Genomic DNA, 15,574 nt, shown 5'->3' with positions numbered 1-15,574 from the left:
GTAAAACTTACAACCTTTTGATATTCGCCAATTGTTTTAATAGTGAATACTTTTAATGATGACCTTATCGAGCCGGATACCATAACTCACGGCTACGCCTATATCTTTTCTCCTTCTACGATACTCACTTCCGTGATATCAAGATCAATGACACGGGTAAGCCGCAGCCCGGAACGACGGAACAGTTCATCAAACTCCGCTACCGTTCTTTCTTTTCCGCCTGTTACCACCAACATGTTCACATCCATGAATTTTGCACCGTGATTAGTGTTGCCTTCAGGAATAACGCCATCTACGATCAGAATTTTGCTATCCTCCTTCATGGCCCTGCTAACAACGCTTAGGATACGCACGGAATCTTCGTCATCCCAGTCGTGGATGATCATTTTCAACAGATACGCATCAGCGCCGGCGGGCACCTGTTCAAAGAAATTTCCGCTTACAGCAGAGCTGCGGTGCCGGAGCTGCGGATCAGCAGCCAGCAGCGCAGCTGTTTGCTCCACGACATAAGGCACGTCAAATACAATACCAGATGGTCCCGGTGTATTCCTCAGGATAGCGGTCAACAGAGAACCATTACTTCCGCCCACATCGATGATCGTTTTGAAAGCAGAAAAATCATATTTGTCGATAATGGCAGGGCTCAGAAAGCTGGTCAATGCAGTCATCGCCTTCATAAAATTCTGCCCTTCACCGGCATTCTTCTTATAAAAATCCCATAGGTTCATTCCATAGTGCTCGTCAAATGCCGTTTTCCCGGTCCTGACACTATCTATTAAATTGCCCCATGGGGTATAAAACTCTCCCATTTCCGCCAGCAGAAAGGCTTTCATACTACCTTCAATATCGCCGATCAATGCAATGGAATCAGGAGTATTCACGAATACGCCTAGTGTCTGTTCTGCAAAAACCCCGTTGGCAGCCAGCAGCTTCAGCATGCGATGAAGCGAAGGGGCATGTGTTCCGGTTTCAGCAGCCAGTGTCGTGATATCCAGGGGGCCGGAGGAAAGTATTTCTGCGATGTTCAGCCTGGCGGCGGTATATACACAACAGGAAACCCAGTGATTGGTAATATGGCGAAGAATATTGCCAGTATGTTCAGCGGTGGCATGTAAGCCGGATAAGTTAACGCGCATAGGATAGTTTTTTTAAAAAATATGGTGTATCTTAAATTTAACGATACTCCCTGCCCCCCTCATCGCAGTGGCAGTCTTTATTTTCAGGTCAGATAGATCTATAACCCACACCCAAACAATCTCAACAATCTTATGAAAAAATCGCACTGGGCAGAGCCCTACAAAATCAAAATGGTAGAGCCGCTCCGAAAAACCTCCCGCGAAGAACGCAAAAAACTGATTGAAGACGCCGGATATAACACCTTCCAGTTAAAGTCAGAAGATGTGTACATCGACCTGTTGACAGACAGCGGTACCAGCGCTATGAGCGACCGTCAATGGGCAGGCATGATGATGGGCGATGAAGCCTATTCCGGCAGCCGTAACTTCTATCACCTGGAAGGGGTGGTACAGGAATATTACGGATACAAGTATGTGGTGCCCACACATCAGGGCAGAGGCGCAGAACACCTGATTTCCCGCTTACTGATACGGCCAGGTATGTATGTCCCCGGCAATATGTACTTCACCACTACCCGGCTGCACCAGGAACTGGCAGGCGGTAATTTCATTGATGTCATTACTGATGAAGCCCACGACCCTGACTCCGGTTTCCCCTTCAAGGGAAATATTGACCTGCAGAAGCTGGAAGCCATCATCCGCGAGACAGGCGCGGCTAATATCGCCTATCTCAGTTTAGCCACCACCGTGAACATGGCCGGAGGGCAACCAATATCGCTGGAAAACATGAAACAGGTACGGAAACTCACGCAGCAGCATGGTATCCGCATCATCCACGATATGGCGCGGGTAGCTGAAAATGCATTTATGATACAGCAGCACGAGCCCGGCTATGCAGACAGGACAGTCGCTTCTATCGTAAAAGAAATCTGTTCCCTGACAGACGGCGCCGTGATGAGCGGGAAAAAAGATGCGCTGGTAAATATCGGCGGCTTCCTTGCACTGAACGATGAAGGACTGTATGAAGAAGCCAAAAACCTGGTGATCGTATACGAAGGAATGCATACCTATGGCGGCCTCGCCGGGCGCGACATGGAAGCTATGGCCATCGGTATCACCGAATCTGTGGGAGAAGCCCATATTGCAGCCCGTGTGTACCAGGTGCACTACCTGGGCAACCTGCTGAAGGAAGCCGGTATCCCCGTATTGAACCCTATCGGCACCCATGGCGTATTTCTCAACGCACGCTCGTTTCTGCCACATCTCCCGCAAACCAGTTTCCCGGCGCAGGCATTAACAGTAGCGCTGTATGAAGCAGGCGGCGTACGGACTGTAGAAAGAGGTATCGTGTCTGCCGGCCGTAATAAAGAAACCGGTGATCACCATTACCCATCGCTGGAACTGGTGCGCCTGGCCATCCCGAGAAGAGTGTATACCCTCTCTCATATGGACGTGGTAGCTGACGCAATCATAGAAGCCTATGAAAACAGGTTCAGCATACCAGGCCTCGAATTTACCCTGGAACCCAAATACCTGCGGTTCTTCCAGGCACGGTTTAAGCAACTGGCGCCAGCACAAACGCTGGCAGCTCATTGATCAACCTCCATCATCTTTATACCTGCAGCCCTTCCCACAGGAAGGGCTTTTTCTTTCCATTGCCTGCCCCGGGATAAAGTTGTAAGTTGCAGGGTGATGACCGATTTTTCTTCTTTACTTCAGCTCGACAAGGAAGTGCTGACCACGCTGGTCAATGCTTACAGCAGCTACGCCACCTACCTTGACGAGGGGCAGTCCGATGACCTGCAAACAATCGCAGGCAGTTACATGAAGGCTGCCGGCTATGTCATGTTCTATGATCAGGCTGCCGCTAGGGAATGGTTCTCCCGGGCCAGGGATTATTATACCCGCGCGGCAGACACCTACGGTATCATTGCCGCTATCTGCTGTCATCAAGCCCCCGATATGGAAGCAGGCCCCTCTCCTACACCGGACCTTCAGTTTTATCAGTTGCTGTGCAGTTATTTTAAAGATGTACCGGTCGACATCACCGCTTACCAGGAGCCGGTCGGACGGTTACAGGTCCCGATCCGTCTTTATATGGAAGCCTTCGAATCTACGGAAGAAGCTGTACAGGCAGCAGACCTGCCCGCCGCCTGGAAGCCGCTACTCACGCGTATGCATACACGTCCACGATTGCTCAGTAAAGATACGCGCCGCTGGCATAGCCTGGAAGGAACGATCAATCCGATAGAACCGGAAACCATCGCCACCTGCGTGACGTTGCTGACGGTAGCACAGCGGCAGGGTATTACGCGGGAAAGTATGGAAGAGATGCTGCAGCAGCAGAAAGATGCGGCGTTTATTGCGGTGAGGCTGGCGTTGTTACTCTCACACTCCACTCCACCTCCGCATACCGGCTACAATCATTCCTGAGCTCATCATACCGGTCCAGCAGCAACGCTGCACCACCCTGACTTACATGCTTTTTTACCAGCTCATGAATAAAACTTACCGCTTCCGGCCCTACAGCCTGCATGTCATATACAATATAACGATAACGGCTCATCGCAGCACAGAGCGTTAACAAGCGTTTGGGGCCACCCATTAACATATCCACTTTGGTATGGCGGTCGATGTTTTGCTTCTGTTCACAGACATCACGATATTGATAAATGATACCGGCATATTCACTGGCGGGGTCCATGTTTTTCTTTACGTATTCTCCGACCGACATGGGGTTAAAGCGCCGGCGGAACCAGGATTGCCTGAAAGGGGGGATGTATGTCAGCGGATGATAGACTTTCACCTCCGCGCATTTCGTTTTACCGGTGACGATATCCACGAAACGGTTCTGCACGGCTATGGCGTATACCGGGTTCTTCAGGTTTAGCAACACCAACTCACCTTCCCGTAATATCAATGGCGGAATATACCATTCCGCTGTACGGATACCTTTGTTTTCGAATAGTAGTTGGCTTGCCATTGGTTAGGGTATTCTCTTTATCCGTCTCACGAAGGTATAGTCACCAGTGATCTCTTCGTCATAGTTCATGTACTCGTCAAAGATGCCCGGGTCGCGGAAATAGGTGCCTACGCTCAGGTATCCGAGGTCTAACCCACCACCGCCACAGAGATTACAACCGCCATCGCCGCCTTTGAGGAACCACTCACTGTCCATCATCACTTCACAGTGATAAGGGTTATGGGCGATCACCAACCCGAACTGATTGGGGCTTTCCAGGTAATTCTCTTCGTCGTTGTCTTCTCTTTTGAAATAGCGATAGTTTTTGTTGTAGTCCATGGCGTCGCCCCATGGGTATAGCGTACGGGAGCCGCCACCACAGAGGTATTCCCACTCATCTTCCGTAGGCAGCCGGAAACCGGCATCCTGTATTTCCTGCGTCAGTTCCTCCCGGGAAGTGCCCTTATACAGCCATGCCTGAATATTGTCACCGTCTTTTACCAGGCGAAAAGAATCATTCACGGTGTAGTTCCAGTGTTCGCGGGGAGAGGCTTTTACTTCTGCATATGTTTTCTCAAAGTACTCGTCGGAGGTCAGGCGTTCATCTGTTAATGCCACGGGGAAGTATCCTGTGGCACGATAGGACCGCTCTACGATCATAGGACTGATGGTAGCGGTGCGCACCGGCGACAACCGCTCACGGATGTAGTCATCCATCTCCCCCACATTATTATCAAACATTGCTGCCATTTTCCCACGATTTTCGGGGGCCATGTTCCAGGAGTCCAGGCCCAGCACCACGGTATCACCAGGCACAAAAACGAATTCCGTTCCGGCTTGGTCCAGGACAGCAGTGAAAGTATGCTGACCGAATTTTTCAAATGTCTCAAAACGTTGGATGGTAAACTCCGGGAACTGTGTTTGTATCAACTGCTGCAAAATAGCTTCTGCTTCCGGGCGGGGCAATGCATTCCACGCCTGACGGTCATATATGTGGGTTACGCTCATAAAAATCAGGATAATTCCGGCAGCTAATGTAGCTAAACTTTCATGATTTCAACAACGAGGCATAGTGCAGTGTTTGCAGGCGGCCATTTCCCACGATATTAAATTCCACTTTCTGTTGAGCGTTATCTTTTCCTTTGAGCGTAAGGGTGATTTTATTTTCCCCTTTTTTAAGGGGGATGCGCGAATAATAAATAGAATGCGGCAGGCTTTGCCAGTTGCGGGTGTCCGCTTTTTCGGCCAATGTAGAGAGCAGATTAAACAGTTCTCCGGCTACTTCATCATTTTTCCGGATCTCATATTCTGCCAGTTTTTTGATGGCCAGTCGCGTGAGCGCCAGTCCCATCTCCTTCAGGAACCGTTCCTGTAAAGTGCGGAAAGCCAGCTGGTTCACGTCTTCCACTTTTTCCAGTGTGGTGGAGAAAGTGCTGTCACGTTGAATGTCGGCGGTGGTGTAATAGAGTGGCTGCTCCACATAGCTGGGGAAGGCCACCCGGAAGGCTTCCAGGTGTCGCCGCAGGCGGTGACAGGAGTCCCGTGGGAAAAGATTGAAATCGAAAGGAATGAAGAGCTGGGTGTTGGGGTCTGTAAAGACAAAATTACCCGGTCCTCTTTCGGTGAGGGTGAAGAAGAAATTGCTTTCTGCTTTCACCGGCGCCAGTCCGTTTTCCCAGATCACCAGTACTGAGCCGCCGTCGTTGTCGGCGGGTCGCTGGTACACACGACCAAACTGTTGTTCATAATATTGCACTTCCTGCTGAAAGCCCAGCTGATCGGCCGTACGCAGCAGGTCTACCTGCAACTGTGCAGGCAGGTCTACGCCATAATAGCGGCGGTCGGGCGCCTTCAGGAAAATATCAGCTGCATTGCGATAGGAGATAAAAGCGTTGTTGACATCACCGGCACTTTCATATACGATGCCTTGTACGATCAGTGAAAAGGCGTCGTTGCTGTATTTTTTATCGTTGTTTTTCTTCCGGTCGTTGAGTGCATAGGTACCTAGTGATATACGACGGGCTTCTACTTCTGCATCTTCCAGCTGATGCAGCTTCAGGTAGTTGATGGATTTATAATAGTGGATCAGTAATCGTTCGAAGTCTTCTCCCTGATAAATCTGCATGGCAGGATTGATCACCAGTCCCAGTGTCTGGTCCAGTACCCTGCTGCCGCGGTGGCCCGACAGGATGGAGTCTGCCGCGTTGAAATACAGGTTGCTTTCGTGGTAGCGTCCCTGTAGGAAAGCTGTTTTCCCTTTTTCCATGTTAAACAGCAGCTTGTTGCGCCCATACCGGAAAAAGCGCGCTTTGTCCAGCTCCGCGGATGCTTCCTCGAAGCGGCCCTGCGATACCGCCTCGTAATAGGGCGCTACCGCGTGGTTATAAGTACGGCATGACAAAAATAAGGGCACAGCCAATGCCAGCGGCAGCCACCGCTTCCATTGACGAACAGAGATAAACATGATACGCTTTTGAGATAAAAATGTGCGCCGGCAACACAGACAACCGGCGCACGGTCACCACAGTGGTAACGAGTATGTAGGTTAATTCTTCACATATTTGGCGATCTTCTTATTGCCAATCCATTTTACTTCGTTGCTTTGCAGGTCGGTCAGTTCCAGGTCTACCTGATAGTACACCACCATTTGTCTTTTATGTGAATCAACGATAGAGTTGATGCTACCCTGAAGTATGTAATCTGCTCCTACTTCCAGTCCCCATTTTTTCATGGTAGACACAGAAGCATTTTTCTGCTGGTCTGCTCTTTCGCCGCGCAGTTCCTCTCTTTTGGCGCCGCCCTGTACCAGTCTTACTTTCTGGGTGGTAACAAAAGTGCGTTCCATGTCTTTGACGAAAGTTTCCGCGTCGATGTGTTCATGGCTTTTATTGGTGACCATGCCTACAATTACGACCGGTTTTTTACCACCATGCTGTTGGGAGAATTCAGACAACCAGTTTTCACCGAGGGCGCTGGCGATCATTTCCTCTGCGGTGAGCCGGGAGTCGGTATTATTCCAGCGGCCGCTGATATCGATCTGCTGTTTTTCGTCTACCCTGGTAACCTTGCGGGGAGCGCATCCTTGTATTACAGCAGCGGACATAAGTATCCCGATCAATGCGGGAGCATTCATTTTAAACATCAGGTTGAAATTTTTTAAACGATGATTTTACTATCGGAAGAGCCAGTAAGCACCCATGGCCAGCGTGGTGGCCGTAGCCAGGTCGTGCCAATCGAAAGAGGAACGGCCGTAATGATGCCTGTAATGGTCGAAGCCATAGGCAGGATAGCCATATCCGAAACTATATCCCGGATAGCCGTATCCGTAGGAGTAGCCAGGGTATCCCCATGTATCCCAGCCCCGGGCGCGGCGTTCAAGGCGGGCCTGACGCTTTTGTTCACGCCACTCTCTTTTGGCTTCCATAAATTGATACGCCTTATAGGTTTTCTGCACGGTCTCTCCTTCACGGGCTGTCAATGAATCTTCATTGATCAGGTACAGCGCCATACTTTCCTGATAACGGGGGTTCTGGTCGGGCAGCAGTTGCTGTTGCGCCATCGCAGGCGTGGCCATGATAAGCAGACAGGCTACAATACCTGCCGCGAAGTGATGATAGCGGATACAGTACCTCATAAAATTCGTTGTGTTCACTAAAGTGACGCATCCCGGAGTCTTTTCCCCCTACCGTGCAGGTTGTTAAAAATCCGTTAAGGTGTTTTTACGGAACATTTTACAGCGCATCAGCGTTATGCAAAGCAAAACGGGCTGTATTATGTCGACCGTATCACTCCGCAGCACTGCCGGCCGATGGGTGGTCACCTCCTCCATCCTGGCTTCCGCCATGGCTTTCATAGATGGCACGGCGCTGAACGTGGCCCTGCCCTCCCTCCAGCGTAGCCTGCATGCATCGGGCACCGATCTTTTCTGGGTATTGAATGCCTATATGCTGATGCTGGCCGCCCTTATCCTGCTGGGCGGCACATTGGGCGACCGGCTGGGACGCCGCCGTATTTTCATGATCGGTATTCTCATTTTCATAGCCGGCTCCGCAGCGTGCGGACTGTCAGGCACTGTCACCATGCTGATCATCTACCGGATGATACAGGGCATCGGTGGCGCCCTGATGATCCCCGGCAGCCTGTCACTGATCTCTTCCGCCATCGATGAAGCAGAAAGAGGCAAAGCCATCGGCACTTGGTCGTCCGTCACCACGCTGGTGACCATCGGTGGACCGGTCCTCGGCGGCGCACTGGCCGATGCCGGCCTGTGGCGGTATATCTTCTTCATCAATATACCCATTGGCGTTATTACCCTGTTGTGCCTGTGGTGGAAAGTGCCGGAACAGGAAGTGCCCGCAGATGTGCCCGCACAGGACTATCCCGGCGCGGTGCTCATCGTATGCGGACTGGCACTGCTGACTTTTGGCTTTCTGCGGGTGCCGGTATCCGGATTCAGCAGCCTGACGGCTTATGGCAGCATCATCGTGGGAGGTACGCTGCTCATCGCGTTTGTTATCACAGAGCAGCGCAGCAAACACCCGATGTTGCCGCTATACCTCTTTAACAACCGGACTTTCACCGGCACCAACCTGCTCACCTTTTTCCTGTATGCAGGCCTTAGCGGCAGTATGGTGTTTCTCTCGTTGAACATGGTGCAGGTACAGGGCTACAGCCAGCTGGAATCTGGCTTGTCCTTTCTACCTTTCACACTGCTGATGGTGTTCCTGGCGCGGCTGGCTGGCACGCTGGCCGACAAGTACGGACCGCGGTGGTTCCTGATCATCGGCCCCTTTCTCGCAGGCACCGGCATGGTGTTGTTATCCCTCGTGCAGCAAACAAACGGGCCTTCCACTTATTGGACAACCTTCTTTCCCGGCATTTTTGTGTTGGGGATAGGCATGACCATCACCGTAGCGCCCCTTACCGCCACCGTGATGGGCTGTGTAGGCAGCCAGCTTGCCGGTACCGCTTCCGGTGTCAACAACGCCATTACCAGGATTGCCGGTGTATTTGCCGTGGCGGTTTTCGGCGCATTGGCGGTACTGTTTTTCTCAGGGTCTATTCAGCCTTCGCTGCAAGATATGCCACTGACGGCTGCGCAGAAAGCAGCCATCATGGCGCAAACGGCCAACCTCGGCAATGCGGCTGTTCCAGAAGGACTGCCGCTCAATTTACAGACCCAGATCATCCATATTTACCATCAGCATTTTATCCAGACCTATGGCAAAATCATGGCGATGTGTGGATTGTTAGGATGGCTGGGAAGTATCATGGCTTTTATATTTGTCCGACCCACAGTAACAAAGGATAAACATCAAAATACAGGCAACCGCTAACTTATCAACATAGATTAATCGCTACAATTACTTTCCAATACCCTGGACATCTCTTATTTTAGCTGTCTCATCGTATACAGATAAGCTCAACTTAAAATTGCATCTATGCGATATTTCCTATTCACCCTCTACCTGATCACATGCCTCCCCGCTCTTTCCCAAACTCCCGGAAAGATCATCTTTACCAGTCAGCCTGCTCCCGGAGCAGCCATCCCCACGCCTTACACGCTCACGCCTAAAAGCGATCTGTTTTTCACCGTACACCTGGACAGCCCGCTGGTACGTTATCTCCACACGCTGGCGCCTGAAGTCAGCCAGGAAACGCTGCTACAACAAGGCAACTATCAGTTCAGCCTATACGTAGATAAACATTTGTGTTATCAAAGCAATCTGCACCCCGGTGCACCTTCTGCCCAATCGAAAATTAATGATACCCTTCTCAGCAAACCGCTGATCAACCATAAAGCGGCATCCCCCATGTGGAGCGAATACTACTGGATGCGGTTTCTGAACAACGGCGGTGACAGTGCTCTCACGGAAGGGCCGCACCTGTTAAGCATGGAGATAAGGCCTTATTTCAATGATCCGGCGAAGGGAGTGAAAACCGGCGGACTGATAGCCAGTGGCGAATTACCGCTGATCGTCAAAAGGAAGCCTGTCATCGATACGGCAAAGGTGGTATTAAACACCCCGGCACCTTATCCCGGTCTGCCTGTTTCCCGTGGCGGCTTTGACCGTAATACCATCAAGATGTTGAAAGGGAATATTGAAGAGGGCGTGTTTCAGAAGATCACCAGCATCGCGGTAATCCGCAACGGTCAACTGATCATTGAAGAGTATTTCAACGGCTCCGGCCGGGACTCCACACATGATGTACGTTCTGTCGGGAAGTCTTTCACCGGCGCCGTTACCGGTATAGCGCTACGCGACGGTTACCTGAAAAGCGAGGATCAGCCGTTGTCGGATTTCTATGACCTTCGACAATTCAGCAACTATTCGGCAGATAAAGCACAGACATCCCTGAAAGCACTGCTGACCATGAGCAGCAGCCTCGATGGCGATGATAGCGATGAGCAGTCTCCCGGCAATGAAGAAAACATGTATCCGACCGACAACTGGGTGAAGTTTGCGCTGGACCTGCCTTTCAACCGTAGCCGTCAACCCGGGGAGTGGCATTATTTCACCGCAGGCGTGGTAGTGCTGGGCGATGTACTGCATCAGCGCGTACCCGGCGGACTGGAACAGTATGCAGACCAACAGCTTTTCCGTCCTTTGGGTATCAGCCATTATCAGTGGCAGCATACGCCGCAGGGCGTGGCCAGTACCGCCGGTGGTATCCGCATGAACACACTGGACTTTGCCAAATTCGGCTTGCTATACCAGCAGCAGGGCCGCTGGCAGGGCAAACAGTTACTGCCCGCCCGCTGGGTGCAGGAAACCTTTACCCACCACAGGACTATTCCCGGCCGGGAGCATGAATATTACGGTTATCTGTTCTGGAACAAAACATTCCGTGTCAACAGCAAAGATTACGAAGCCTACTACTGCTCCGGTAATGGCGGCAATTACATCCTGGTGTTCCGTCATACGCCGCTGGTCATTGTGATCACGGCAGAAGCCTATAACCTTCCTTATGCTCATCCACAGGTGAATACCATGCTGCAACAATATCTGTTGCCAGCATTACTTCAGTAAGCACCCAACACATTTTTTTGGTCAATCCAAAATTCTCTTATACATTTACGTAACCAGTTACGAAACTAAATAAACAAATACTTAAATACCCAAATAAAAAAATAGCTATGGGCTTTTTCGACACCATCGGTAAAATGGCCATAGGCAGCAGGTTACGGCTGCTGACCGATAAGATAACAGAGGATGCAGCCCAGGTTTATGGCATGTACGGCATCGACATGCAGCCTAAATGGTTCCCTGTGTTTTACGCACTGTCCCGTGGGGAGAATAAGACCATCACGGAGATAGCCCGGGAGATAGGGCACTCACATGTGTCTGTAAGCAAGATCGTCCGGGAGATGGTACAAAAGGGATTCATCAAAGAAAAAAAAGACAAAACAGACGGGCGCAAAACGGTGGTAGGCCTCTCTGCCAAAGGCATGGAGGTCAATGAAAAAATTGCGGCGCAGTATATTGATGTGAACAATGCCATCGAGGAGCTGTCAGCCCAGACCAAACATGATCTGTGGAAAGCCATGGAGGAATGGGAATTCCTGCTCGAACAGAAATCACTGTTGCGCCGTGTACAGGAGCAGCAGAAATTACGCGAGAGCAGCCAGGTGAAGATAGTACCCTATCAACCTGAATACCAGCAAGCGTTTCACGACCTCAATGAGGAATGGATTTCCACGTATTTTAAAATGGAGGCGTCTGATTACAAAGCCCTCGATGACCCGGAAGGACATATCCTCAAAAAGGGCGGTCATATTTTTGTAGCGCTCTACAATGGCGAACCAGTGGGTGTATGCGCGCTGATTCCCATGAAGGACCCGGACTACGACTTCGAACTGGCCAAAATGGCGGTGTCTCCCCGCGCACAGGGTAAAAGCATTGGCTGGCTGCTGGGCAAAGCATGCATAGAAAAAGCGCGCGAACTGGGCGCATCCAAACTGTACCTCGAAAGCAATACCATACTGAAACCAGCCATCAACCTGTATCACAAGATGGGCTTTCAGAAAGTGGCCGCCAGGATGTCGCCGTATGAACGCGCCAATATCCAGATGGAGCTGGTGTTATAGGAAACGTTGCTGTATCAACGCCATAAAATCAGGACGGAACTTTTCGCTTAGCGGTATACGTTTGTCTGCTATGTGTATATGATTGTCCAGTATCCGCTCTATCTGGCTGGTATTAACGATATAGGAATTATGCACGCGGATAAAGGGCGGCCCGAGCTGCTCCGCAATCTCTTTAAGACGCTTATACACCAGCACTTCTTCTTTGCTGGTAACTACCCGCACATATTCTTTTTCTCCTTCAAAGTAGAGAAGGTCCTGCAACCGGATGCGCTGCAGCGTTTTACCCGACTTCACAAAGAAGTAATCCTGTTGGTCCTGCTCTTCCGCTTTGTCTGCCGGTGCTGACAGGCGGAAGGCAGCTTCCACTTTCTGGCGGGCAGCCAGGAAACGCGTCAGCGTGATGGGCTTCAACAGGTAGTCCAACGTCTGATAATTATAACTGGCCGCTGCAAATTCAGAATAGGCAGTAGTAAACACTATTTTGACATGGCTGGGCAACAGGCCCGCCAGCTCCATCCCATTGAGACGAGGCATATTGATATCGAGGAACACCACATCAGCCTTGTGGTGCTTCAGGCACTCCAGCGCTTCCAGCGCATTATAACATACGCCCACTATATGCCAGTTGGTCGTCTGCTGAATATGCAGTTCCAGCAGTTTCACTGCATTGGGCTCATCATCCACGATCAGGCAATTCAAACTCATAAGGGAACGGTTAAAGAGGCGTTAAAATGGTTATCTGATCTTTCGGTCTTTAATTCAAAGTTATCTCCATACAACAACAACAGGCGCTTACGCAGGTTATCTATCCCCGATCCTCGCTGGCCGGAGGCAACAGGATGCAGGGGCAATTCATTACGGGTATTAAAAATGAGGTGATTGTTTCGGCATAATAAGGTGATAGCTATCTGGTTATGTGTACTGGTCTTATCAATGCCATGCTTGAAAATGTTCTCCACGAACGTCATCAGTAGCATGGGAGGTATACGATAGTCATCATCGATATCCCTGGTGAATGTTAAGCCAATTTCATGCCGGATGCGTATTTTTTCGAGTGCTATATAGTTTTCAAGGAAATTTATTTCAGTAGATAAATTGACTTTGTCCTTCGGGCTTTCATCCACAAAATAACGCATGATCTCTGAGAGCCTTTCTATCAGCAGTGCGGTATGCGGCGCCTCCCGGAAGGCTTCATAATAAATATTGTTCAGCGTGTTAAACAGGAAATGCGGCTGTACCTGCGATTTCAGCAGCTCCAGCTCTGTTTGCGCATGTTGTTGCTGCATTTCTTCTGCCTTGCGTTTCAACACAAAATAGGCAATAAAAATCCGTAGAATGAAACTAAGCAGAAAGATAGTCAGCAAACCAGATACATTACGTACAAAGATCATGGTAGTCACCAGCTCCGGATGTGGTTTCATGTTAAAAAAGGTATTGTATATCCACATCATGCTGTAAGTCCGGAGCAGGCTGGCAACCAGCAGGCCCGCCACCGCCGCGAGGATATACAGGACCTTCCTGTTTTTCAGGAACAGGCGGGGATATAAAAAACTGATATTGCCATATACTACCAGCGCATAAAACCCTGTATTCAGTATGGCATAGGCGCCTGACTGTACAAAGCCGTCTTCCGGCAACAGCGTAAAAAACAGCAGCAGCAGGAGTAATATCCATAACCCCCATTGCAGCCGCATAGTGACTGGCATCGCTTTAAAAATTCCCATGGCTGAAAAATACAAAGGTTTAGACTGTTCTTCAAAGGTACCAGATCACATCTGCTATTGACCGTTTTTTTCAATGGTTGCCCTGTTTTGCTCAACCATCCCCCCTTCTTTTTTAATCAACCGGATCATATGGGAGATGAAGGCCGCTTGTTGAATTTATTCCGGTGATGATTGAATTAAGTTGATCCGCTTACGCGGATGATCAACATTTGTTATATCAACAAAATGTAGATACTGTTATGACAATGTTCTCCTCCCGCCGTTCTTTATGGGCCTTCGTTATCCTGTTGTTTGCCCTGCAACAGGCGTCTGCACAGGCAGACACGATCAGCCCCCGCCATCATGCCCTGAATACCCGCTGGCTGCAACCCGGGCTACGGCAGTATCTTGTATACTTTCAGTTTCCCGACAAACCTAAAATGCTGTCCTTCTCCCTGTGGATGCGCGAGGTCAGCAAAAGCCAGTACCATCATCAACCAGTAATTGAAGTTAAACAAAGTTGGTACAACACAGACAGTAACTATTACAGAAGCTTCTATTCCATCAACAGTGAAAAGGACTTCTCACCACTGTACCACTCAGCAACCGCAGCCACCGGGACAAAGGCCTATAACTGGTCGGCCACTGGTATCAAAGGCGCCGATTCTGTGGCAGACAATAAAGCTGCCGGCTATACGCTTGATTTTAACAGCCCTAACTACAACTGGCACCTCGATATCGAAACGTTTGAGATGCTGCCGCTGGCCGCCGGCAAAACATTCTACATCCTGTTTTATGACGCAGGCCTGGATCCACCGGCCTACGTAAAGTATACCGTTACCGGCAGTGAAATGCTGACCACCCTGGACAACAGGCAGGTGGACTGCTGGATACTACATACCGGCGGTACCACGCCACAAGGCTGGCCTTATGAACAATCCTTCTGGATCAGCAAATCCGGTCATGAGCTGCTGAAAGAAGCCGACAGCTACAATGGCATGTTCCGCTACAAGATAAAATTGCCGGGCTTTACACCTAACTTGCCGGAAGTCGTGCGCCAGGTGACGGCAAAAAAACAATAGATTTCCTTTCACCGATAAAAATCCTGTTTTCACCGAAGAGGTGATGCATTCAACTGAAAAAGCCTGTTCTGGCGCCATGGTCTGGCCTAGTTTTGTATCATCAAAAACAGGTATTATGAACAAAGTAACTGAAATGAAAGCTATCCGGCAGGTCAACGAAGAAATTTACCGGTCGTTTGAAACGCTGGATTTCAAAGGCGCGGCCGTCCATCTGACGGAAGACTGCGACTACATTACTTTTAATGGCATGCACCTGAAGGGACGGCAGGAATACATCACTTCCCACGAACAGCTGATGAACAATTTTATGTTCCGTGGCGCCAAACTGGAAGGGGAAATTGACCAGATGCGGTTTCTGAACGACCGTACCGCGGTAGTGATTGCCCGTGGTGCTATCCGTTTCCGCTGGCAGAAAAAAGCTCCTCAAAGCCGCCATTCCATCAATACCACCCTGTGGATCAAAAACAACGAAGACCAGTGGCAAATGGCCGCTTTTCATAACTGCCGGATAAAGAAGCCCGGCTGGCTCATGAAAACTGTGATGGCCATGATTACTACTGATTCTCCTGATGTGCGAAAACGAAACTAAACTGTGATGGCCATGATTACTACTGATTCCCCTGATGTGCGGAAACGGAACTGAATTAATGTGGCAAATTGTT

Annotated in this window: 15 protein-coding genes; 7 read left to right on the top strand and 8 right to left on the bottom strand. The window is 50.0% G+C overall.

The features are described from left to right. Positions 1–98: 98 nt before the first annotated feature. Positions 99–1,136 (bottom strand): methyltransferase, encoded by a 1,038-nt coding sequence (locus HHL17_RS11925; protein WP_169224939.1) that lies wholly within the window; start codon positions 1,134–1,136, stop codon positions 99–101. Between the two features lie 132 nt (positions 1,137–1,268). On the opposite strand from HHL17_RS11925, the gene HHL17_RS11920 reads away from it, so the two are divergent. Together HHL17_RS11920 and HHL17_RS11915 are read left to right on the top strand one after the other, a co-directional pair. Further along, on the top strand, positions 1,269–2,672 hold the full coding sequence (locus tag HHL17_RS11920) for a tyrosine phenol-lyase (RefSeq protein ID WP_169224938.1): 1,404 nt from the start codon (positions 1,269–1,271) through the stop codon (positions 2,670–2,672). Between the two features lie 96 nt (positions 2,673–2,768). Further along, entirely contained in the window at positions 2,769–3,509 is a 741-nt protein-coding gene (locus tag HHL17_RS11915; protein WP_169224937.1) for a hypothetical protein, read from the top strand. Here HHL17_RS11915 and HHL17_RS11910 read toward each other — a convergent pair. The 5 genes from HHL17_RS11910 to HHL17_RS11890 all read right to left on the bottom strand — a co-directional run bounded on the left by HHL17_RS11910 (position 3,436) and on the right by HHL17_RS11890 (position 7,672). Further along, on the bottom strand, positions 3,436–4,059 hold the full coding sequence (locus HHL17_RS11910; protein WP_169224936.1) for a hypothetical protein: 624 nt from the start codon (positions 4,057–4,059) through the stop codon (positions 3,436–3,438). The two genes, HHL17_RS11915 and HHL17_RS11910, sit on opposite strands and share 74 nt — an antisense overlap. 3 nt (positions 4,060–4,062) lie before the next feature. Further along, complete coding sequence (locus tag HHL17_RS11905) at positions 4,063–5,046, bottom strand: SUMF1/EgtB/PvdO family nonheme iron enzyme (protein ID WP_169224935.1); 984 nt, start codon at positions 5,044–5,046, stop codon at positions 4,063–4,065. Between the two features lie 40 nt (positions 5,047–5,086). After that, positions 5,087–6,502 carry a COG3014 family protein gene (locus HHL17_RS11900; protein WP_169224934.1) on the bottom strand — a complete coding sequence of 472 codons (1,416 nt, stop codon included), beginning with the start codon at positions 6,500–6,502 and terminating at the stop codon, positions 5,087–5,089. 81 nt (positions 6,503–6,583) lie between these two features. Beyond that, positions 6,584–7,180, bottom strand: a complete 597-nt coding sequence (locus HHL17_RS11895; protein WP_240975146.1) for a penicillin-binding protein activator LpoB — start codon at positions 7,178–7,180, stop codon at positions 6,584–6,586. A gap of 30 nt (positions 7,181–7,210) precedes the next feature. After that, the gene (locus HHL17_RS11890; protein WP_169222781.1) at positions 7,211–7,672 is read right to left on the bottom strand and encodes a hypothetical protein; all 462 of its coding nucleotides are present in this window, start codon (positions 7,670–7,672) and stop codon (positions 7,211–7,213) included. 139 nt (positions 7,673–7,811) lie between these two features. Between HHL17_RS11890 and HHL17_RS11885 the strand changes: the two genes are divergently transcribed. The 3 genes from HHL17_RS11885 (at position 7,812) to HHL17_RS11875 (ending at position 12,127) form a co-directional block, all read left to right on the top strand. Next, positions 7,812–9,374: an MFS transporter gene (locus tag HHL17_RS11885; RefSeq protein WP_169224933.1), complete on the top strand. Its 1,563-nt coding sequence runs from the start codon at positions 7,812–7,814 to the stop codon at positions 9,372–9,374. Positions 9,375–9,479: 105 nt separating this feature from the next. Beyond that, on the top strand, positions 9,480–11,069 hold the full coding sequence (locus HHL17_RS11880; RefSeq protein WP_169224932.1) for a serine hydrolase domain-containing protein: 1,590 nt from the start codon (positions 9,480–9,482) through the stop codon (positions 11,067–11,069). Between the two features lie 107 nt (positions 11,070–11,176). After that, positions 11,177–12,127, top strand: coding sequence for a bifunctional helix-turn-helix transcriptional regulator/GNAT family N-acetyltransferase (locus tag HHL17_RS11875; RefSeq protein ID WP_169224931.1), 951 nt, complete (start codon positions 11,177–11,179; stop codon positions 12,125–12,127). On the opposite strand, the gene HHL17_RS11870 is transcribed toward HHL17_RS11875, so the two are convergent. Together HHL17_RS11870 and HHL17_RS11865 are read right to left on the bottom strand one after the other, a co-directional pair. Beyond that, positions 12,122–12,832, bottom strand: a complete 711-nt coding sequence (locus HHL17_RS11870) for a LytR/AlgR family response regulator transcription factor (protein ID WP_169224930.1) — start codon at positions 12,830–12,832, stop codon at positions 12,122–12,124. The two genes, HHL17_RS11875 and HHL17_RS11870, sit on opposite strands and share 6 nt — an antisense overlap. After that, entirely contained in the window at positions 12,829–13,833 is a 1,005-nt protein-coding gene (locus HHL17_RS11865) for a sensor histidine kinase (RefSeq protein ID WP_206155967.1), read from the bottom strand. The genes HHL17_RS11870 and HHL17_RS11865 overlap by 4 nt, the downstream gene beginning before the upstream one ends. 257 nt (positions 13,834–14,090) lie before the next feature. Here HHL17_RS11865 and HHL17_RS11860 point away from each other — a divergent pair, with 257 nt between their 5' ends. Then, positions 14,091–14,912, top strand: coding sequence for a DUF3108 domain-containing protein (locus HHL17_RS11860; RefSeq protein WP_169224928.1), 822 nt, complete (start codon positions 14,091–14,093; stop codon positions 14,910–14,912). A gap of 115 nt (positions 14,913–15,027) precedes the next feature. After that, positions 15,028–15,501: an SgcJ/EcaC family oxidoreductase gene (locus HHL17_RS11855; protein ID WP_169224927.1), complete on the top strand. Its 474-nt coding sequence runs from the start codon at positions 15,028–15,030 to the stop codon at positions 15,499–15,501. Positions 15,502–15,574: the final 73 nt, after the last annotated feature.

It is taken from the genome of Chitinophaga fulva (assembly GCF_012927205.1).
GTDB lineage: Bacteria > Bacteroidota > Bacteroidia > Chitinophagales > Chitinophagaceae > Chitinophaga > Chitinophaga fulva.
The sequence above is the reverse complement of the archived record's forward strand: the minus strand, read 5'-3'. Positions and strand labels throughout refer to the sequence as shown.